This is a genomic window from Chryseobacterium sp. C39-AII1 (assembly GCF_039672645.1).
Taxonomy (GTDB): domain Bacteria; phylum Bacteroidota; class Bacteroidia; order Flavobacteriales; family Weeksellaceae; genus Chryseobacterium.
Window position 1 is genome coordinate 1 of record NZ_JBDFPQ010000006.1, and the last position, 19037, is coordinate 19037.

Consider the following 19037-nt stretch of genomic DNA (forward strand, 5'->3'; position numbering starts at 1 on the left):
AAGAAATCTTATTCACCTGGAAAATGTAGGACATCCAAGACTCATATCCGTGGTTTGTTGTATGTTTGTTCGTGGTCGGCAATTCGGTATAACAAGCATTGCAAGGAGTTTTATGAAAAGCTTCTTTCTCAAGGGAAGGCAAAGAAATTGGCTTTGATAGCGGTTTGTAATAAACTTTTGAGAATCTGTTTTGGAGTGGTGAAGAATAAGACGAAATATCAACCGGATTATCAAAAAAACTTTAAAATTTTAACCTAAATAATTTGCAATTTAACATAGAACATCAGGGCTAGGGTTAAGTCTTTTACTTTAATGATAGTCAGTCCTGAAAAATTCCCCTCCAGTAGAGGGGTGGCGAAAATTCAAAGAATTTTCACGGGGTGGTCTTATAAACTTAGTATTATAGTTATTACTTTATTATGTATAAACTACCCCGTCTTTTTGCTTCGCAAAAATCCACCCCTTCAAAGAAGGGAAATTTTCATAATGTTATTATTATACAAAATAAAAAAACGGAAAGCGCAATCACTTTCCGTTTAATTAATTATAAAAACTTTGGATTTTACTTATTAAAATTTTCCGCGAAAAACCCTAACATCGATTTATAAAATTCCAGTCGATTAGGTTCTTTACCAAACCCGTGACCTTCATCATATTTTACCATATAAGGAACTTCAAAACCTTTTCCTCTCAACGCTTTTACAATCTGATCAGATTCGTTGATATTTACTCTCGGATCATTTGCACCCTGAACTACAAACAATGGTTTCTTAATTTTATCAATCTGAAAGACTGGTGAAACTTCTTTAGCAATCTTTGCTTCCTCAGGATTGTCAAGGTCATACCAGATTTGCTTTACCATTTCTTTATAAGGTTTCCAGTATTCTGGGAAAGAATCGAAAAACGTGAAAATATTGGAAACTCCAACATAATCAACGCCACAAGAATAAAGATCCGGAGTTTTAATTAAACCCATCAATGTAGCATAACCACCGTGACTTCCGCCGTAGATGGCCACTTTATCTTTATCAATCCAGCCTTGCTCAATCGCGTATTTTACACCATCTTCCACATCGTCCATTGCTTTTCTTCCAATCTGCTTATAACCCGAAGTCTGGAATTTTTTACCATAACCTCCTGAAATTCTGAAATTAACCTGCAATGTAGCATATCCTCTGCTTGCAAACAACTGCGTTTCAGGATTAAAGCCCCAATCATCTCTGATTCCCTGCGGACCGCCGTGAGGATTCACAATCAATGGAACTTTTTTACCTTCCAAAGCCGCTTTTGGTAAGGTAATATATCCATGAATCGTTAAACCGTCTCTGCTCTTAAACTCAATCGGACGCATTTCTGCCATATCTTCCTCTTTCAATTGAGGCATCAGATCAAAAAGAAGCTTGGTTGTTTTAGATTTTGTATCGTATTCATAGTACTTTCCGTACAATTTATCACTATCAACCACCACAAGCAATTTATCATTATTATCATCCGAAGAAACAATAGAAAACTGTTTGTCACCAAACTCTGAACTCAGTTTATCATGAATGGTCTTATAAAAACTGCTTACAGGAATCGTCTCATTTTTAATCCCATTATAGCTGATGTAATCCAGTTCATAATTTCTGTTTTTCCCGGCTTTACTTATTGAACTTACATCAAAAGTCGGATTAGAATAAATTTCTTTAATAATAGAATTTTTCTTTAAATCATACAGTACAATTCTCGATTTATCACTATCAAGATTGGTGACAACGTATGATTCATCTTTATTTTTAGAATTATCATTAAAACTGATCACATTGAAGCCATCTTTCCAATCTGTAGATTTTAAAAGATTAAACTTTCCTGTCGCTAAATCTTTGTAATACAATTTGGTAGTCAACCCATTTTCAAGAATGCTGTAGCCTCTTAAATTTCCGTCTTTATCAAAAAGATAATCATCAATCGGGCTGTTAACATCTTTATTTTCATACAGCTGAGTAGTTTCACCCGTGTTGAAATTGATCTTGTAGGGCTCAAAAATCTGCTTATTATTTTTGTTCATGGTCACAATCACAAAAGGGGTATCTTTTATAAGGCGAACCATTCCTAAAGTAATTCCGTCAAAAGGTGTTAAATCCTTTAAATTTTTCCCATCAATATCCGCAGCATACAAATGAATATTTTCATTCCCACCACGATCTTGGGTGTAAAATAATCGTTTTTTATCCAGCCAGCCGTAACTTCTGATCAGATCATCTTTTTCAACTAATGCTTTTGTAATTTTCCCTGATTTCAGGTCTTTTACATACACATGATTTTTACTGTCTTTGTCCTTTTCTTTATAGGAAAGATACTGTCCGTCAGGAGAAATTTTAAACTGAGAAGCTTTAGGTCGGGCAAAGTAATCTTCCACTTTATATTTGAAGTTTCCTTTGTCATAATTAATAAGCTTGTCTATTGTTGCCTTGTTAGAAACCAGCGCGGGATCGCCTGGTAGTTGGGCATTCGTACTTTGTGCGTTCATCATAATGGTAGAAATTACAACCTGTGTGATTCCGAAAATCTTAGAATTTAAATTCATATTTCATGGTTTTGGTTAAACGAACTAACTTTTACTATAAGACATTTTTTAAGTCTAAAATGTTACATTTTGTCTACAATTTGTGAATTTTTTAACATTAAAAAAGGAAAGCCCTTACTTTCCAATATTATTTAATTCAAATAAATTCCAAAAAACCAAGTCCATGCAATTAGGATAATCTGCATTGGAAGTCGCTCTTTATAAAGATAATTCATTCCCGGCCCGGAATAATCTGCTTTGAAAAGATTTACTTTTTTCTTTGATGAATTAATATTCGCTATAAAAACCAAAATCAAGAAAATAATTAACAAAACTGCTGTAATTTCTCTTGTTGAAGGAAACATCAACCCAATTCCTGCACCAATTTCAATGATTCCTGTAAAATATACCCAAAACATTTTAGCAGGAATAAAATCCGGAATCATCATCGCCATGCCTTTTTGAAATTTGAAATGGGCAAATCCCGTAAATATGATGAAAACTGCCATTCCTAAGTTTCCGGAAAATAAAAAATTCCAACTTCCCTGAAAGATTTTCGTTCCTAGTAAAGCTATAATAAAGGTTATAAAAAGAATGGTTAATAATTTCATACTTGATTTTTGTTTTTAATGATTACATCTGATTTTCAGCAAGATCTTTCACAATTCCCAAACCTTTTGTAAAACCTGTATTCATATGATCCTGCCATTCTTTTTCCACCTGAACCTCAGCATGAAGCTTTGTTTTTCCATCAAAATCAATCAAGATATATTTTTCAAAACAGCCGCTCCATTGTTTGACTTCCATGCTTTCCGTATCTTCATTCCCTTCCTTATCAATCATTCCTAAATGTTTGAAAATGATTTGATTCGGTTCTTCAAGACTGTCAATTGTGGAAACCATCCCTTCACCATCTGAATTGGTAAAGTATGTTTTACCACCAACTTTCCAATCGGTTTTCATAAAAGAATCAGAAGCCGGATTGAAAAATTTCGTCCATTGAGCATAGGTTTGCTCATTCCAAAGCACATCCCAAACCTTCTGTTGAGAGGCATTGATTACTATTTCGTAAGATAAAGTTTCCATAATTTTGCTTTTATTGAATTGATGTTTTTTGACTAATACAATTAATTAAAGTTGATTTTCCGAAAGATGTTTCACATTTGATAAAGCTAAAGGAAGTTTATCTTCAAAAAATTCTTTAAACTCATCAGAAGTATTAATAATAATTTTCAATAAAACACCTTCTTCATTTTCTTCCAAGATATAGGTTTCTGTTGCTTCTCCCCATTCTTGTGCAGTTTCTACACCATCATAAATTTCTCCTAAATGCAGAAATTTCATTTCTTCATTCGGAATGTTTTTCTCTACTCTGCTATACATTCCATTATTATCAGGATCAAGGAATTTTACGATACTTCCTTCCTCAAGTGTTCCTTCATAGAAAGAACCTTTCGTAAAAGCCGAAGTCCATTGTCTAAAAGAAATATCTGCCCAAAGTACACTCCAAACTTTTTCGGGTGATGCATTGATTTCAATGTCAAAATTTAAAATTTCCATTATTAATATTTAAAATTAGCTGTGATTAAAAATTGAGTTATTTTGATTTTTAAATTGTAATTATCCTCCGACAAAGTCGCCTCCATTAATATGAATGATTTCGCCGGTGATAAAATTGGCATCTTCCGAAGCCAGAAAAACATAGGCAGGTGCCACTTCCGAGGGCTGGCCAGCGCGTATCAGCGGATTGTCTTTTCCAAATGTTGAAAGCTCATCGAAAGTTTCTTTCACAAGTGGCGTCCAAATCGGGCCCGGTGCAACTCCATTCACCAAAATACCTCTTTCAGCAATATTAACAGCTAAAGATCTGATGAAGGTTGCAATTGCTCCTTTAGTAGCAGAATAATCGATCAGATGATCGCTTCCTCGATATGCTGTAACCGACGTTGTACAAATAATTCTTGCTCCTTTTTGCATTAATGATAAAAAATCTCTGGTTAGAGCAATCATTGAAATAATATTGGTATCAAAAGTTTTCTGAATCTGATCCTCAGAAATATTTTCTATATTATTTTTAGGAAACTGAATTCCGGCATTATTTACCAAGATATCCAGTGTTCTCCAATCTTTTTTGATCTTTTCCACGCATCTTGTTCTGAAAGCTTTTTTGGTTACATCACCTTTAATTAAAGTACATTTTCTACCTTCTTTCTCTACCAGTTTCTTTGTTTCTTTAGCATCTTTATCGCTTTCGTTATAAATAATTGCAACATCAGCCCCTTCTCTTGCAAAGTGAACAGCAACTGCCTGCCCGATTCCGCTATCACCACCTGAAATGACTGCTTTTTTATTGAAAAGCTTCTTGCTTCCCAAATAGTTTTTTCGGATAATCTCAGGATAAAGTCCATCTTTAGGAACTTTCGATTTAGATTGTGACTTGTTCTGTGTTTTCATATGCAAATCTTTTTCTAAATACATCAAACAGCAAGCCGAAGAAGAAAGTTGGGAGGCTAAATGATGGAAGCTTGAAGTTTTTAACGGTCGAAAAAAACTTCCAACCTCCAGCTTCCATCATCCAGCCTATATCTTAAGAATCATAAGCATTTTCTAAATCCTGAATAATAATTTTCTGCATTCTCATCATCGCCTGAACAACCTTTTGCGCTTTTATCGCATCCGGATCGCTCATTAACTGGATCAATTTTTTCGGGACAATTTGCCAGCTAAAACCATATTTATCTTTCAGCCAACCGCACATGCTTTCTCTTCCGCCATCCAAAGTCAAAGTATTCCAATATTTATCGGTTTCTTCCTGATCATTGGTCATGATAACCATTGAAATTCCTTCATTAAAATCAAACTTGTGGTCATACGAATTATCCATACAGAAAAAACTGTAACCATCAATTTCAAAATGTGCATGTTGAATATTTTCAGCAGGTTCTGGGATTGGATGACCTTCACTTCCATCTCCATACCTTAGAATATTTTCAATATTGGAGTTTGGAAAAGTGTGAGTATACAATTCCATTGCTTCCTGTGCTTTTCCATTATTTTCATGAATAAACATCAAAGTCGGAATAATCTTTTGCTCCGATTGTTTTTCTCCTAAAAATATTTGCCAGGTTACATCATATTTATCTTTAACCCAGCCATATTTTTTACTCCAGGAATAAGAATCTAAAGGCATTAAAGCCATTCCGTCTTCCAGCAATTGATCCCAATATCTCTGAACTTCATCTTCCGTTTCACAAATGACCATAAATGAAACGGAAGCATTTTTCTTAAATTGCGGCCCTCCGTTTAATAACATTAATTTTTGACCAAAAAGATCAATATTCATTACAACAGGTGTATCTGCGGTAATTTTTCCGTCAAATACTTTACAGTAAAACTCTGCAGATTCTTTGGCGTCTCCATCGTACCAAAGGCACGGGAAAATATCGTTATTCATATAGTTTTTAATTTAGATCGTGATTGCTAACAAAGTGAAGTAATCTCTCGTTTTTAAATAAATTCTTTCTTCGTCAGAATGACAAATTATGTATTTTTAAAAGAAACATGATTTTCATTCATGTAAATTTTCAGTTTTTGCATTGTATTTTTCCCAAAACCATGCAGCTGCATAATTTCTTTCTCGGAATAACCACAAAGTTTTTCCAAAGAATCAATCTTCTCTCTTTCCAAAGCTTTTCTTGCAGGCATCGCAATAACACCTTGCAAAAAAACTCCCTTAGCAACATGATTCACAGCGCAAATGGAACTTAAACACTTCGCCATTATTACTAAATTTATCATGATTTTGAAAAGATTATAATTAATTATTTTCTACATATTTATGGAAATTATTCAAAATCGCATACCAACCTTCTCTTTGCATTTCCAATGAATTTTGTTTTTCGGGATCAAAAATGATCTTTACTTTCGTTGTGTTTTCATCAATCTTATCGAAGGTAATGTCAACATTTCTACCATCTTCCATATGATATTTTATTCTCTCATCTGGAATTACTTCATCATAAATTCCTTCAAAATCAAATCCGAAACTTCCGTCTTTTGCTTCCATTCTGTTTTTGAATTTTCCTCCCACACGAAGATCGTTTTCAGAACTTGGGCATTGCCAGGATTCGTGGGCAAAATTCCATTTTGTAATATGTTTAGGCTCATTATAATAATCCCAAACTTTCTGAACAGGCGCTAAAATCGTAATGTCAATTTTAATAGGTTCCATAATTGTATTTTTTTAAGTAGAGTAAAAAGGGCAACGAAAAATTTTCAGTTACCCTTTTTAATAATTTAGTTAAAGATAAGATTATTTTGTGTATTCTTCATTATAGTTCACCATCCAATGAACTCCATATTTATCCTGAAAGCTTCCGAAATAATCTCCCCAAAACTGATCTTCAATAGGCATTTCTACATTTCCACCTTCCGAAAGTCCCTTGAAAAGTCGGTCTGCTTCTTCTCTTGAGTCCGGAAAAATAGAAACATAATTGTTATTTCCAACAGTCAGATTTTGTCCGAAACTTGGAACGATGTCCGATGCCATCAACAAATCTCCACCAATCGGAAGCGCGATGTGCATCACTCTGTTTTTTTCTTCGTCGGATAAATTTTCAGTTCCGGGAGCATTTCCCATTTTGTGAATTTCACCTAAAAATTCTCCACCAAAAACGGATTTGTAAAAATTGAAAGCTTCTTCTGCTTTCCCATCAAAATTTAAATACGGATTTAATTTAGCCATAATATGTATTTTTAAAAGTTTGTCATTGCGAGGAGCTTGCGACGTGGCAATCTTCTGTTTTTTTAAACGCAAAGTGCGCAAAGATTTTCTTTAAGATGTTTGAGAATATTTTTTGTTCGCAAAGGCTTTTCACTCAGCAAAGGTTGAATGTTTTTTTGATATGCTTATTTTTCGTTCTGAAAAAAGCAAACTGGATTGAAAAATTTTCTTTAATAGTTAATTTTAAGTTTATTTATTCAAAAATTTCTCAACCTCGTTTACTGTAAAGTCAATTAATTTTTCATCAAGATTACCTCCAAAATCAGCCATCATGTAAGAGCCATGAGTCGCGGGAAGAATCATCATTTGAGAACCTTCCACCAAACGCCACATTTCCACAACGTGTTCTGGTTTTATAATATCTTTATCTCCTGAAATAAATAAAGTTGGAGCTTTAATACTTCTCAAAATATCTTCGCTCCAGTCTTCAAAAGTCTGCATTCTTTTGCCGTCTTTATCGAACATATTTTCTAATGCCGAAAAATCTGGATTTAAGTTTAAAAAGTTAATTTTCAAAGGTTCCGGCATCGACTCAAAAGTTACGTCTGTCATTCCCTCAAAAAAGCCATCCATCATTCCATCTTTTTTGTAAAATGCAGATGCCACGATTAATCTATCTATCATTTCGGGATAAAGATGAGCAATTTGAATCACTGTACTTCCGCCGTTACTGAAACCCAAAAATGAAGCTTTTTTAATATTTAATTCTTTCAAAAGAGCAGCAACATCATGAGCGTCTTGCTCGAAAGTTTCAGGAATATCACGATGTTCGGACATTCCGTGATTTTGTAAATCGATTCCAATTAATTGAAATTTGTTTTCCAATCTTGAAATCACTTCTTTATAATCAAACAAAATTGAACCTCCGCCGCCATGAATTAATACCAAAGGTTTTCCGGAACCATAGATTTCGTAATATATCTTGATTCCATTGATTGGCTTATGACCTTTTTCAACCGGATTCATATTTAGTATTTTAAATTTTTATCAAAGTCGTATTTCATTCCTTCATAACTCAGAATTCTGCGCATCAACCCGATTTGTCCACACAAATAATCTTCACGACCGATACACATTCCAACGAAATTCAGGGCAGTTTCTGGGAAGAAATCGGTGTTCATTCCCATTGGAAATGCTTTGTCTAATTCTTCGTCCGTAACTTCCAATAATCTTTGATAAACTAATGGTGAAATTTTATGAAAAGATTCTTTTAATTGTTGTAAAGTCGGGTAATTTAAACTTTCATCCAATGCTTTTCCCTGCAAGAAAAAGTCTTTGAATTCAAAATCTTCCTGTAATCCAAGAACGAATCCCATTGCATAACGCATATCGAGAAAATTTCCGCCCATCCAAATAATATGGTTGGTTCTACCTTCAATTCTTTTTAAGGCATCTTCTTCTGAAATTCCGTCGAGAACCATAAGAAAATTCTGACTATGACCTCGAAATGCAGGGATGATGATTTCTAATTTTTTTGATTTTGGTGTATCCATTTGATTATTTTTTTGATTTTGCCACGAATTCTCACTTAATTTATACTACTTATTTTTACTCTCGTAGATTTTGCAGATGATTGTGTTTTATTTTTTTATGTTTATTTGTGAAAAATATTCGTGGAATTTGTGTTTAAGCTTATTTTATTGCACCAGGTTTTCCGAGAATTCTTCGGAGATAACCGAGTTGTCCGCTGTGATAAATTTCGTGAAGGCAAAGCGTGGAAATATCTTTAATTGTTTCAGGATTAAAGCTTTCTATCGTGTTAAGTTTTGCTTCTAATTTTTCCTGAGATTGTTTTAAATATGATTTTAATTCTTCAAAAGAGATAAATTCATCTTTCCTTTTCAAAGGAATTTCGCCACGATTATAACATGAAAATTTTTCGCTGTCCCAAACCGATTCTTCACCTAAAATATTGATTAAAGGATTTCTAATGTAAATTAAATGTCCTAAAATCCAGTTCATGCAATTGGCCTCACCGTTTGGAAAAATCATTGCTTCTTCATTCATGATTCCTTCAATGTTCATCGAGATTACGTGATAATTGCTGGATATCTGAATTTTGATAATTTCGATATCGTTTTTCATATTTTTTGGATTTTGGTGTTTGAAAAACTTATTTTCTTTAATTAACCACCCCGTCAAAAATTCTTCGAATTTTCGCCACCCCTCCATTGGAGGGGAATTTTGGAGTGCTTTCAACAGTTTTGAGTGAAATCAATTTACTCTGTAGGAATCTGAGAAGGATCGGCAAAAATGACATTCCAGCCATGTCCGTTGATGTCCCAGAAAGAGTTTTGGTACATCCAACCGTGATCCTGCGCTTCTTCGTGTTGATACGCTCCGTTTGCTACAGCAACATTCACCACTTGGTCTACTTCTTCACGGCTATCTAAGCCGATTGCTACCAAAACCTGCGTTGTATCTCCTTTTGGAACAGGTCTTTCCGAAAAAGTCTGGAAAAATTCTTCTTCTAAAAACATCACTTGGATATTATCGCTCATCACAATACACACCACTTTTTCATCCGAGATTTGATCGTTGATTGGAAACCCAATATTTGTCCAGAATTCTTTAGTTTTTTGAATATCTTTTACCGGAAGATTGACAAAAATTTGATTAATTTTCATTTTGTAATTTTTTAAGGTTTTGTTTTAATTTTAGAAATATTATTCAGTCGGAAGTTTAGACATATCTGCAAACATAACTTCCCATTGATGCCCGTTCAAATCGGCAAAAGCTCTTTGATACATCCAACCGTGATCTTGCGGTTCGCTATATGTTGAACCTCCATTTTCAACAGCCGTTTCCACCATATCATCAACTTCTTCGCGGCTGTTTGCCCCAATACAAAGAAGTGTTTGAGTAGTTTCTCCATTTGCAATAGGTCTGTTTGTAAAGGCTTGAAAAAACTCTTCCTTTAAAAACATCGTATAAATATGATCTGTTTTCATTATTACGCAAATTACCTTTTCATCGGAAAATTGTTCGTTGATAGAAAAGCCCAGCTTCGTCCAAAACTCTCTCGTTTTCTGAACATCTTTTATCGGAAGATTAACATAAATCTGATTGATTTCCATTTTGTAATTTTTTAGTGTTTAACTTTAAACCAAAATTACCAAGTTGCTGTGAAAGTCAACTTGCCATAAGACAAGATTTAAATTTTCTTCGGATGAGAAACCAATTCTTTACGAATTCTGCTTAAGGAAGTATCCGTAACTCCCAGATAGGAAGCAATTTGCTTCAGCGGAGCAAATTGTATGACATGAGGTTTTTGTTCTAAAAGATTAAGGTAACGTTTTGTAGCAGAAAGTGTAAACATCTCCACGGAACGCTGTTTGTAGACGAAAAGTTGCTGCGACATCCAGGCTCTTCCCCATTCTCTAAGGTTTGGGATTTTGTGAAATAACTCCTGAAAAGTTTCAAAATCAAATCTCCAACATTCGCAATCGGAGATACAAACTATATTTTCCTGAGTCGGAATTCTTTGAAATAATGAAGAAACTTCAATAATAATTTCATTTTCCACGAAAAAGTGCGTCGTGACTTCGTTTCCATTAAAATCATTGACAAATGAACGAGCCAAGCCTTTTTCCAAAATATAATACGCATTCGCAATTTTACCTTCTTCAAGGATGAAATCTCCTTTTCTGAAAATTACTTTTTCGTGAGCCTGAAATATCTCTTCAAGCTCTTCGTCTAGGAAAAATGGGAAGTCGTAGCAGATTTCTAAGGCTTTATTGCTCATCAAGTCAATGTTTTTTTAGATTTTTAAAAATAGAATTTTTATTGGACTTGATAAAGTAATTATTAAACAAAATGATGATTTGTTGTAGTTGATTTTTGTGTAATCCTTTGCATGTTAGCGTTAAAGGCTGTTTGAATTAATTCTATACTATTAAACGTTTTAATTTTAACCTCAAAAATATATTATTTCTGTCATTCTGAAAAAGGAAGAATCTAAGCCATATCTTTAGAGATTCTTCACTCCATTTCATTTCGTTCAGAATGACAAAAGACAGTTAAATCGTTATGTTTATTAAATTTAAAACAAAGAAAGCTGAATTGGTTTTGGATTCGAAGGTTTCTGGGCATCTCCAAAGACTGTTTTTCCGCCAAATCTCCATGAATTTTGTCTTTCTTCTTCAATGACTTCCTGAATATCAAAATTTGGGATAAAATCTTTTTCTGTTGATTCAATAATTTGATGAAGTTTATTCAACGTTTTTAATTTATCTGAATTTCCAAGCTTTGATTTTTCAATTCCTGATTTTAAAATTTGAAGACTTTCATCATAAATTTTGGTCGGAACAGGAAACGGATGACCGTCTTTTCCGCCATGAGCAAAGGAAAATCTTGCAGGATCTTTAAATCTCGAAGGCGCTCCGTGAATGACTTCACTTACCAAAGCCAAAGATTGCATCGTTCGCGGACCGACACCTTCCAACATCAATAAATCCTCGAAATTTTGAGGTTGTTGTTCGCGGGTTACATATAAAAGCGCTCCAAGACGTTTTAAATCTACATCAGAAGCCTGAACATCATGATGGTTCGGAAGAATTAGTCTGGCAAAATCGCTCATAATTTTCGCAGAATCCGTGTGAGAAATATCTAAAATTCCTTTTCGGTTTTCGGAAGCTTCAGAATCGGTTAAATTTAAAATTTGTCCTCTTGAAATTCCGTTGATTCCCGTGTGAGGTTCTTCAATAAAGGATTTTATGTTTTCAGAATGCCAATGATAGCGTCTTGCCGTTCCGTCGGATTCGTGCATTCCTTGTTGAACGACGCTCCAATTTCCGTTATCAGACAAAATAAAATTGTGCAAGTATAATTGATAACCATCCTGAATAGCCGTATTATCAACCTTCGCAGAAAGTTTACTGGCTTTTACCAAATCGTTTCCGTTTAGACCCGTTTTATCTGCAATTTGCAATAGTTCTGAAGGAGTTTCTCGTGAAAATTTGCCTTTTCCACCACAAATATACAAGCCAAGTGACTGAGAATTGGGATTGATCGAACGTTTTAAAGCGCCCATTACTGAAGTTGTAATTCCGGAAGAATGCCAATCCATTCCCATCACCGCGCCAAAACTTTGAAACCAAAACGGATCTGCCAATCGGCGAAGAACTTCGTCTTTTCCGTAATCCATTAAGATCACCTCAACGATTGAAAGCCCCAAGGTAGACATACGCTCGTACAGCCAAGGTGGTACTTTGCCGTAGTGAAGGGGTAAATCTGCGGTTCCGGAGCGTTTCATTTTGTAAAGGTAGGACTTTTGATATTGATTGTTTGATGATTGGAATCATTTTTTAAACACGAATGACACCAATTTTTCACACTAATTTCACAAAGGTTTTTTGCCTATTTTTTAATAATTTAAGTTTAAATATACTCTCGCGGATTTGGCGGATTACACAGATGTTTATGGTGTAAAATTACAAAAAAGCCCTGCGAATATTTTCACAAGACTTTTTAGAAATTTTTATTTCTACTATTTTATTTTAAAGCATCTAAAGCTGCTTCGTAGTTTGGCTCGTCTGCAATTTCAGAAACCTGCTCTGTGTAAACCACTTTGTTATCCGCATCCGTAACGATAACGGCACGGCTTAAAAGTCCTTTCAAAGGAGAATCTGTAATGGTTACTTCATTATCATCACCAAAACTGCTTCTGAAATCTGAAAGAGTTTCAACATTTGTTAAACCTTCAGCTGCGCAAAATCTTCCCAAAGCAAAAGGTAAATCTTTAGAAACGTTGATTACCACAGTATTTTCCAACGCAGAAGCTTCTTCATTGAATTTTCTTGCAGAAGATGCACAAGTGGGCGTATCAATACTTGGGAAAATATTGAACACTTTTTTCTTTCCTTCGAAAGTTTCCAATGTTTTTACATTTAACCCTGAATCTACCAAAGCAAAATCTTTAATGGTAGTTCCTACTGATGGTAAAGTTCCTATGGTATTAACTGCGTTTCCTTTTAAAGTGATTGTTGACATAAATTTATATTTAAAGTTTTTCAAATTTAATTAAAATGATAAATTTTTTCAATCAAATAATGGTTAAATTAATCTTAAAGTGGAAATAAAAATTCTTTAATCTAGGAATCAGTTTTTTAACTAAAATTTTATCTATATTCGCAGTCCTAAAAAAATCAATAATCATGCGAAAAAAAATTACTCTTTTATTATTTGGAGTTCCTGTTTTTGGTTTTGCCCAGTCTGCGATTGGAAATATCAATTCTGGAGCTGTTTCTGCGGATAATTTTACGCATTCTGTGGGAGAAATCTATGTAATCCCGACTGATCCTGAGCAGGCAAATTCAGGAACAATGGGAATGCTTTATCAAACTGTTTTACAGGTTTTGGGAGTGAATGAACTTCAGAAAGAAAACCTTAAGATTTATCCAAACCCGACCACAGATTTCGTGTATGTAAAGCTCGATTCTAAAACAAAAATTGAAGAAGCGGAAGCGTACGATACTGCCGGAAGACTTGTTTTTAAAGCAAAACTTGATTCTGACAAGCTTGATCTTCGCAACTTAAACCCGGGAATTTATATGTTATCATTTAAAAATCCTGAAATCAAACCTATTAAAATTATCAAAAAACCTTAAAAAAAACTCTTTATCATGAAAAAACTTTACGCTACTATAGGATTATTTCTAGCAACTTTATTAAGCGCGCAGGTTCCGCAGGCTTTCAGCTATCAGACGATTGCTTTCAATGCTTCAGGAGCACCTATTTCAAACGGAAATGTATCTTTAAAAGTTAGTATTTTAGACAATACTGCAACGGGAAATGTTCTCTATTCTGAAACTCATACGAAAACAACCAACTCTAAAGGTTTGGTTAATTTAAATATCGGTCAGGGAACAGCTTCAACAGGGAGTTTCGGAGCCATTAACTGGGGAAGTAATCCTAAATTTGTAAAAGTAGAACTTGATCCTCAAGGTGGTTCTAATTATGTAAATGTAGGGGTAAATCAATTGATGAGTGTTCCTTATGCTCAGGTGAGTAAAACGGTTGTGACAGGCGCAGGACAGGGAATTATCCTTACTTCTCCAAATGGAACGGCTTATACTTTGAACGTGAATGATAACGGAGCTTTGAGCTTGCCTACAACATCTGCTTCCAATTCATCTATACCTGCCAATTTGTATTTATATGGTTCGTATAATAGTTTTAATGCTTCTAATGCTGAATTATTAAGAAATGTTAATGGGCCAGATACAAGAATAGGATACAAGTATTTACCTTCAAATACCCAACTAAAATTTATAGCCTCACAAGGTAACGGTTCACAAGTTTATGGAGCTGATTCGCAAGGTTATTTAGCCCCCAATGGAAGTTTTTTAAATATTGCATCAAACGGATTTTATAGAGTTTTTACAATATTTTATCCAGTAAACAGTACAACCTTGATCTTTACGGAAAATATTAGTCCACAAATAGAAGTTAATAATTCTTCGATTTCAACGTCTCCTGTAACATATAATTCTTCTACCAATAAATTTTCTGTTACGGTAAACGGTGTCACATCTTCAAATTTTTCAGGATTCAGAATTTATTTACCTTCTACAGCTTCTACTTTTTTAAGTCCTGAATATTTAGGGGATAATTTAAGCGATGGAAATTTTGATGTAGGAGGAAGCCCGATCATGATTCCCAATTTAACATCAACACCAAAAAACTTTAAAATAGAATTCAACATCAACTTTGATGCTACCGGATCTTACACGATTACCCAAATATAAATTTAAAGAGGCAACAGCCTCTTTTTTTATGCAAAATAAGTTGAAAAAAGAATCATAATCACTAAATTTGTGAGTCTTAAAAAATCAAATAATAAATTACACTATAATGTCAGACAAATCAAAAATCTATTACACACTTACGGATGAGGCTCCAATGTTGGCAACACACTCGTTTTTACCGATTGTAAAAGCTTTTACAAAATCAGCAAATATCGAGATTGCAGTTCCGGATATTTCTTTGGCAGGAAGAATTTTAGCAAACTTCCCTGAATTTTTGAAAGATGACCAAAAAATTGGTGATGCATTGGCAGAATTGGGTCAATTGGCTACTCAACCTGATGCAAACATTATTAAATTACCAAATATTTCAGCTTCAGCGCCTCAGTTAGATGCTGCTATTGCTGAATTACAGGCTAAAGGTTTCTCAGTTCCAAATTATCCTGCAGAACCTAAAAATGATGAAGAAAAAGCAATTAAAGCTAAATATGCTAAAGTTTTAGGAAGTGCCGTAAACCCTGTATTAAGAGAAGGAAATTCTGACAGACGTGCTCCAAAAGCGGTAAAAAACTATGCAAAAGCAAACCCTCACAGAATGGGTAACTGGGCTTCAGACAGCAAAACTGACGTTGCTCACATGGAAAGCGGAGATTTCTACGGAACTGAAACTTCAACAACGGTAGAAAACGCTACAAAATTCAAAATCGTTTTCAAAGGAAATGACGGTTCTGAAACTCAATTAAAAGATTTCGCGGCTCTTCAGGCTGGAGAAGTTATTGATTCTTCTGTAATGAACTTAAACTCATTGAAAGCTTTCGTTCAGCAGGCAATTGATGAGGCTAAAAACAGAAACGTACTTCTTTCTGCTCATCTTAAGGCTACGATGATGAAAATCTCTGATCCAATTATTTTCGGAGCGATCGTAGAAACTTTCTTCAAAGAAGTTTTCACTAAATATGCTGAAACGTTCAAGTCTTTAGATATAAATCCAAACAACGGTCTTGCAGATCTTTTCGATAAAATCAAAGGAAATGCTCAGGAAGCTGAAATCAAGGCTGATATTGAAACTGCTTTGGCAAACGGACCAAGAGTGGCAATGGTAAATTCTGATAAAGGAATTACTAATTTCCACGTTCCTTCTGATATCATTGTTGATGCTTCTATGGCTGCTTTGGTAAGAGGCGGAGGAAAAATGTGGAACAAAGATGGAAATGAAGAAGATACAGTTTGTATCATTCCAGACCGTTCTTATGCAGGTTTCTACCAGTCAGTAATTGATGATATGAAAGCGCACGGAAAATTAGATCCTACAACAATGGGTTCTGTTCCGAACGTTGGTTTGATGGCTCAAAAAGCTGAAGAATACGGTTCTCACGATAAAACGTTCCAGGCTTCTGCGGAAGGAACAATTGAAGTTCAGGACGAAAACGGAAACGTTCTTCTTTCTCAAAAAGTAGAAAAAGGTGACATTTTCAGAATGTGTCAAACGAAAGATGCACCAATCCAGGACTGGGTAAAATTAGCAGTAAACAGAGCAAGATTATCTGATACGCCTGCGATTTTCTGGTTGGATAAAGGAAGAGCGCACGACAGAGAAATGATCAAAAAAGTTGAAAAATACTTAGCTGATCACGATACCAACGGTCTTGATATTAAAATTCTTGACGTAAAAGATGCAATGACAGAAACGTTGCAAAGAGCTAGAGAAGGAAAAGATACAATTTCTGTTTCAGGAAATGTTTTGAGAGATTATTTAACGGATCTTTTCCCTATTCTTGAACTTGGAACTTCTGCTAAAATGCTTTCTATCGTTCCATTAATGAATGGTGGTGGTTTGTTCGAAACTGGTGCTGGAGGTTCTGCTCCAAAACACGTTGAGCAGTTCATCGAAGAAGGTTATTTGAGATGGGATTCTCTAGGTGAATTCTTGGCTTTACAGGCTTCTTTAGAGCATTTGGCACAAACTCAAGGGAATACAAAATCTCAGGTCTTAGCTGATGCATTAGACGAAGCAAATGCTAAATTCTTAGCGACAGACAAGTCTCCTGCAAGAAAAGTTGGACAAATCGATAACAGAGGTTCTCACTTCTATTTAGCAATGTATTGGGCGGAAGCGTTGGCAAACCAAACGGCTGATGCTGATTTAGCTAAACAATTCGCTCCGGTTGCAGAAGCAATGCATGAAAACGAAGAAGTAATCAATGCTGAATTAATTGGCGCTCAAGGGAAACCACAACAAATTGACGGTTACTTCAAAACTGATACTTACAAAACGTATGCAGCTATGAGACCAAGTACGGTTTTAAATGAAATCATCGACGGAATTTAATTTTCGATCTTGATATAAATGAAAAGCTCCTTTTTTAAGGGGCTTTTTTTGCTCAAAACTTTCTTAAACACTAATGACACAAGTATTTTTCACGAATATTTCACTATTTAAATTTAATAATGTTATAAAGTTTATTTTATTATGGAATCTTTATTTTAAACCATTAAGATTTTAATTAAGAAATTTAGAATATTAAGATGAGCTTTGCTTTTAGCGTGATGTTTAATTAAAATCAATTTGATTTTTTCTTAATTAACCTTAACAACTTAAATATTCTTAATGGTTAAAAAAATAAACAATCAAATTTATGATACTCGTTAAAACATTCGCGTCATTAGTGTTTAAAACCATCCTCTACAATCACTCTTCGATGTTCCCTACCCCAACTGATCATTTCACTGATAATATTTCCAAACGTTCTGCAATAATCCGTTGCTTCATATTCGATTAAAACAGGAGTTTCGGGATAAACATTGCGTTTAACTAATTTATTTAATTCCATGTCTTTCAACTCTTTTGAAAGCATTCTTGTTGTAATTCCGGGGATACTTCTTTCGATTTCACGGAAACGTCTGTTGCCGTTGCAGAGTGAATTAATAACAGGAATTCTCCACTTTCCTCCAATAAAATAAAGCGTGTCCTGCAATGCTCTAAGCTCTTCGGTTTGATCTCTTTCCATGTCTGCAAAGTTAAATGATATAATTGATGATACTGATATACTCTGTTATACTGATTACAAAAGTATATCAATTTGAAATAACTTTGTCAAAAATTTTAAAGAAATGAAAAAGTTTAATAACAAATTAGCCATCGTAACTGGCGGAAACAGCGGAATCGGATATGCAACCGCAAAAGAATTAATCGAAGAAGGAGCAAAAGTAATCATCACCGGAAGACGAAAAGAAGCCGTTGAAAAAGCAGCAGACGAATTGGGAGCAATACCGTTTGTTGCGGATCAGGCAAATCTTGATGATATTGATTTATTAAAAAACGAAGTTGAAAACAAATACGGAAAAGTTGACATTTTATTTATCAACGCAGGAATTACTGGAGGTTTAATTCCAATTGAAAATATGCCGGTCGAAAATTTTGACAGTGTGATGAACATTAATTTTAGAGGAGCTTATTTTACTTTGAGTAAATTCATCCCATTATTGAATGATGGTGCTTCTGTCGTTTTCCTGTCTTCGATTGTAGCATCAACTTACAAACCTAACAGTTCAGCATATCAGGCAAGTAAAGCAGCTTTAAATTCTATTGCAAAAACGGCTGCGGCAGAATTAGCTCCGAGAAAAATCCGTGTAAATATGGTAAGCCCGGGACCGACAAAAACGGAGGTAATGACGAAAGCTGGATTAGACGAAGCAACCTTAAACGGCTTAAATGATTATTTAATCGACCTTATTCCTCTGAAAAAAATGGGAACAGCAGAAGATGTTGCAAAATTGGTTGTTTACTTATCTGATGATCGTGTTTCAAGTTTCATGACAGGAACCGAAATCGTCATCGACGGCGGAATGCTGTTGTAGAGAACTGTAAATTTTGGGATGGAAGCTGGATGATGGGAGCTGGAAGCTAAATATGCAGAAAAAACTTCCCTCTTCCAGCATCCAGCTTCCTTTCTTCTTAATCCTT

At 34.6% G+C, this 19037-nt stretch carries 22 protein-coding genes and 1 pseudogene; 5 read left to right on the top strand and 18 right to left on the bottom strand.

Annotated features, from left to right (window positions below; genetic code table 11):
* Positions 1 to 258 (top strand): annotated as a pseudogene (locus ABEG63_RS11050) (hypothetical protein); the annotation flags it as partial.
* 304 nt (positions 259 to 562) lie between these two features.
* On the opposite strand, the gene ABEG63_RS11055 reads toward ABEG63_RS11050, so the two are convergent.
* From ABEG63_RS11055 to tpx, 17 genes are all read right to left on the bottom strand, one after another.
* A complete protein-coding gene (locus ABEG63_RS11055; RefSeq protein ID WP_346584773.1) occupies positions 563 to 2566 on the bottom strand; it encodes a S9 family peptidase in 2004 nt (667 codons plus the stop codon).
* 131 nt (positions 2567 to 2697) lie between these two features.
* Positions 2698 to 3156, bottom strand: a complete 459-nt coding sequence (locus ABEG63_RS11060; protein WP_346584775.1) for a hypothetical protein — start codon at positions 3154 to 3156, stop codon at positions 2698 to 2700.
* Positions 3157 to 3178: 22 nt separating this feature from the next.
* The gene (locus ABEG63_RS11065) at positions 3179 to 3631 is read right to left on the bottom strand and encodes an SRPBCC domain-containing protein (RefSeq protein ID WP_346584777.1); all 453 of its coding nucleotides are present in this window, start codon (positions 3629 to 3631) and stop codon (positions 3179 to 3181) included.
* A gap of 45 nt (positions 3632 to 3676) precedes the next feature.
* On the bottom strand, positions 3677 to 4105 hold the full coding sequence (locus tag ABEG63_RS11070; protein WP_346584779.1) for an SRPBCC domain-containing protein: 429 nt from the start codon (positions 4103 to 4105) through the stop codon (positions 3677 to 3679).
* Between the two features lie 60 nt (positions 4106 to 4165).
* Positions 4166 to 4999, bottom strand: a complete 834-nt coding sequence (locus ABEG63_RS11075) for an SDR family oxidoreductase (RefSeq protein WP_346584781.1) — start codon at positions 4997 to 4999, stop codon at positions 4166 to 4168.
* A gap of 133 nt (positions 5000 to 5132) precedes the next feature.
* Entirely contained in the window at positions 5133 to 5999 is an 867-nt protein-coding gene (locus ABEG63_RS11080) for a VOC family protein (RefSeq protein WP_346584783.1), read from the bottom strand.
* Between the two features lie 86 nt (positions 6000 to 6085).
* Positions 6086 to 6325 (bottom strand): hypothetical protein, encoded by a 240-nt coding sequence (locus tag ABEG63_RS11085; protein WP_346584785.1) that lies wholly within the window; start codon positions 6323 to 6325, stop codon positions 6086 to 6088.
* 37 nt (positions 6326 to 6362) lie between these two features.
* A complete protein-coding gene (locus ABEG63_RS11090; RefSeq protein ID WP_346584787.1) occupies positions 6363 to 6776 on the bottom strand; it encodes an SRPBCC family protein in 414 nt (137 codons plus the stop codon).
* Between the two features lie 81 nt (positions 6777 to 6857).
* Entirely contained in the window at positions 6858 to 7289 is a 432-nt protein-coding gene (locus ABEG63_RS11095) for a VOC family protein (RefSeq protein ID WP_267402618.1), read from the bottom strand.
* A 228-nt stretch (positions 7290 to 7517) separates the two neighbouring features.
* A complete protein-coding gene (locus ABEG63_RS11100) occupies positions 7518 to 8294 on the bottom strand; it encodes an alpha/beta hydrolase (protein ID WP_346584789.1) in 777 nt (258 codons plus the stop codon).
* 2 nt (positions 8295 to 8296) lie between these two features.
* The gene (locus ABEG63_RS11105; protein WP_346584791.1) at positions 8297 to 8821 is read right to left on the bottom strand and encodes a DinB family protein; all 525 of its coding nucleotides are present in this window, start codon (positions 8819 to 8821) and stop codon (positions 8297 to 8299) included.
* Positions 8822 to 8960: 139 nt separating this feature from the next.
* On the bottom strand, positions 8961 to 9413 hold the full coding sequence (locus tag ABEG63_RS11110; RefSeq protein WP_346584793.1) for a hypothetical protein: 453 nt from the start codon (positions 9411 to 9413) through the stop codon (positions 8961 to 8963).
* 134 nt (positions 9414 to 9547) lie between these two features.
* A complete protein-coding gene (locus ABEG63_RS11115) occupies positions 9548 to 9955 on the bottom strand; it encodes a VOC family protein (RefSeq protein WP_346584795.1) in 408 nt (135 codons plus the stop codon).
* Between the two features lie 39 nt (positions 9956 to 9994).
* Positions 9995 to 10405, bottom strand: a complete 411-nt coding sequence (locus tag ABEG63_RS11120) for a VOC family protein (RefSeq protein WP_346584797.1) — start codon at positions 10403 to 10405, stop codon at positions 9995 to 9997.
* Positions 10406 to 10482: 77 nt separating this feature from the next.
* Entirely contained in the window at positions 10483 to 11073 is a 591-nt protein-coding gene (locus tag ABEG63_RS11125; RefSeq protein WP_346584798.1) for a Crp/Fnr family transcriptional regulator, read from the bottom strand.
* Positions 11074 to 11370: 297 nt separating this feature from the next.
* A complete protein-coding gene (locus tag ABEG63_RS11130; protein ID WP_346584800.1) occupies positions 11371 to 12582 on the bottom strand; it encodes a DUF763 domain-containing protein in 1212 nt (403 codons plus the stop codon).
* 239 nt (positions 12583 to 12821) lie between these two features.
* The gene (gene tpx / locus ABEG63_RS11135; RefSeq protein WP_267402611.1) at positions 12822 to 13319 is read right to left on the bottom strand and encodes a thiol peroxidase; all 498 of its coding nucleotides are present in this window, start codon (positions 13317 to 13319) and stop codon (positions 12822 to 12824) included.
* Positions 13320 to 13483: 164 nt separating this feature from the next.
* On the opposite strand from tpx, the gene ABEG63_RS11140 reads away from it, so the two are divergent.
* The 3 genes from ABEG63_RS11140 (at position 13484) to ABEG63_RS11150 (ending at position 17402) form a co-directional block, all read left to right on the top strand.
* On the top strand, positions 13484 to 13936 hold the full coding sequence (locus ABEG63_RS11140) for a T9SS type A sorting domain-containing protein (RefSeq protein ID WP_346584802.1): 453 nt from the start codon (positions 13484 to 13486) through the stop codon (positions 13934 to 13936).
* A 15-nt stretch (positions 13937 to 13951) separates the two neighbouring features.
* The gene (locus tag ABEG63_RS11145; protein ID WP_346584804.1) at positions 13952 to 15076 is read left to right on the top strand and encodes a hypothetical protein; all 1125 of its coding nucleotides are present in this window, start codon (positions 13952 to 13954) and stop codon (positions 15074 to 15076) included.
* A gap of 106 nt (positions 15077 to 15182) precedes the next feature.
* Positions 15183 to 17402 carry an NADP-dependent isocitrate dehydrogenase gene (locus ABEG63_RS11150; protein ID WP_346584805.1) on the top strand — a complete coding sequence of 740 codons (2220 nt, stop codon included), beginning with the start codon at positions 15183 to 15185 and terminating at the stop codon, positions 17400 to 17402.
* 334 nt (positions 17403 to 17736) lie between these two features.
* Here the strand turns inward: ABEG63_RS11150 and ABEG63_RS11155 are convergent, their stop codons facing one another.
* Complete coding sequence (locus ABEG63_RS11155) at positions 17737 to 18081, bottom strand: helix-turn-helix domain-containing protein (protein WP_346584807.1); 345 nt, start codon at positions 18079 to 18081, stop codon at positions 17737 to 17739.
* 103 nt (positions 18082 to 18184) lie between these two features.
* Between ABEG63_RS11155 and ABEG63_RS11160 the strand changes: the two genes are divergently transcribed.
* A complete protein-coding gene (locus tag ABEG63_RS11160) occupies positions 18185 to 18931 on the top strand; it encodes an SDR family oxidoreductase (protein WP_346584809.1) in 747 nt (248 codons plus the stop codon).
* The last annotated feature ends 106 nt before the right edge of the window (positions 18932 to 19037 follow it).

Excerpts from the sequence above, each read along its gene's own strand:
- ABEG63_RS11065 (WP_346584777.1), bottom strand. The coding sequence starts at position 3,631 with ATGGAAACTTTATCTTACGAAATAGTAATCAATGCCTCTCAACAGAAG.
- ABEG63_RS11100 (WP_346584789.1), bottom strand. The coding sequence starts at position 8,294 with ATGAATCCGGTTGAAAAAGGTCATAAGCCAATCAATGGAATCAAGATA.
- ABEG63_RS11110 (WP_346584793.1), bottom strand. The coding sequence starts at position 9,413 with ATGAAAAACGATATCGAAATTATCAAAATTCAGATATCCAGCAATTAT.
- ABEG63_RS11055 (WP_346584773.1), bottom strand. The coding sequence starts at position 2,566 with ATGAATTTAAATTCTAAGATTTTCGGAATCACACAGGTTGTAATTTCT.
- ABEG63_RS11140 (WP_346584802.1), top strand. The coding sequence starts at position 13,484 with ATGCGAAAAAAAATTACTCTTTTATTATTTGGAGTTCCTGTTTTTGGT.
- ABEG63_RS11155 (WP_346584807.1), bottom strand. The coding sequence starts at position 18,081 with ATGGAAAGAGATCAAACCGAAGAGCTTAGAGCATTGCAGGACACGCTT.
- tpx (WP_267402611.1), bottom strand. The coding sequence starts at position 13,319 with ATGTCAACAATCACTTTAAAAGGAAACGCAGTTAATACCATAGGAACT.
- ABEG63_RS11105 (WP_346584791.1), bottom strand. The coding sequence starts at position 8,821 with ATGGATACACCAAAATCAAAAAAATTAGAAATCATCATCCCTGCATTT.
- ABEG63_RS11095 (WP_267402618.1), bottom strand. The coding sequence starts at position 7,289 with ATGGCTAAATTAAATCCGTATTTAAATTTTGATGGGAAAGCAGAAGAA.
- ABEG63_RS11120 (WP_346584797.1), bottom strand. The coding sequence starts at position 10,405 with ATGGAAATCAATCAGATTTATGTTAATCTTCCGATAAAAGATGTTCAG.
- ABEG63_RS11115 (WP_346584795.1), bottom strand. The coding sequence starts at position 9,955 with ATGAAAATTAATCAAATTTTTGTCAATCTTCCGGTAAAAGATATTCAA.
- ABEG63_RS11060 (WP_346584775.1), bottom strand. The coding sequence starts at position 3,156 with ATGAAATTATTAACCATTCTTTTTATAACCTTTATTATAGCTTTACTA.
- ABEG63_RS11085 (WP_346584785.1), bottom strand. The coding sequence starts at position 6,325 with ATGGCGAAGTGTTTAAGTTCCATTTGCGCTGTGAATCATGTTGCTAAG.
- ABEG63_RS11145 (WP_346584804.1), top strand. The coding sequence starts at position 13,952 with ATGAAAAAACTTTACGCTACTATAGGATTATTTCTAGCAACTTTATTA.
- ABEG63_RS11090 (WP_346584787.1), bottom strand. The coding sequence starts at position 6,776 with ATGGAACCTATTAAAATTGACATTACGATTTTAGCGCCTGTTCAGAAA.
- ABEG63_RS11150 (WP_346584805.1), top strand. The coding sequence starts at position 15,183 with ATGTCAGACAAATCAAAAATCTATTACACACTTACGGATGAGGCTCCA.
- ABEG63_RS11125 (WP_346584798.1), bottom strand. The coding sequence starts at position 11,073 with ATGAGCAATAAAGCCTTAGAAATCTGCTACGACTTCCCATTTTTCCTA.
- ABEG63_RS11075 (WP_346584781.1), bottom strand. The coding sequence starts at position 4,999 with ATGAAAACACAGAACAAGTCACAATCTAAATCGAAAGTTCCTAAAGAT.
- ABEG63_RS11070 (WP_346584779.1), bottom strand. The coding sequence starts at position 4,105 with ATGGAAATTTTAAATTTTGACATTGAAATCAATGCATCACCCGAAAAA.
- ABEG63_RS11160 (WP_346584809.1), top strand. The coding sequence starts at position 18,185 with ATGAAAAAGTTTAATAACAAATTAGCCATCGTAACTGGCGGAAACAGC.
- ABEG63_RS11130 (WP_346584800.1), bottom strand. The coding sequence starts at position 12,582 with ATGAAACGCTCCGGAACCGCAGATTTACCCCTTCACTACGGCAAAGTA.
- ABEG63_RS11080 (WP_346584783.1), bottom strand. The coding sequence starts at position 5,999 with ATGAATAACGATATTTTCCCGTGCCTTTGGTACGATGGAGACGCCAAA.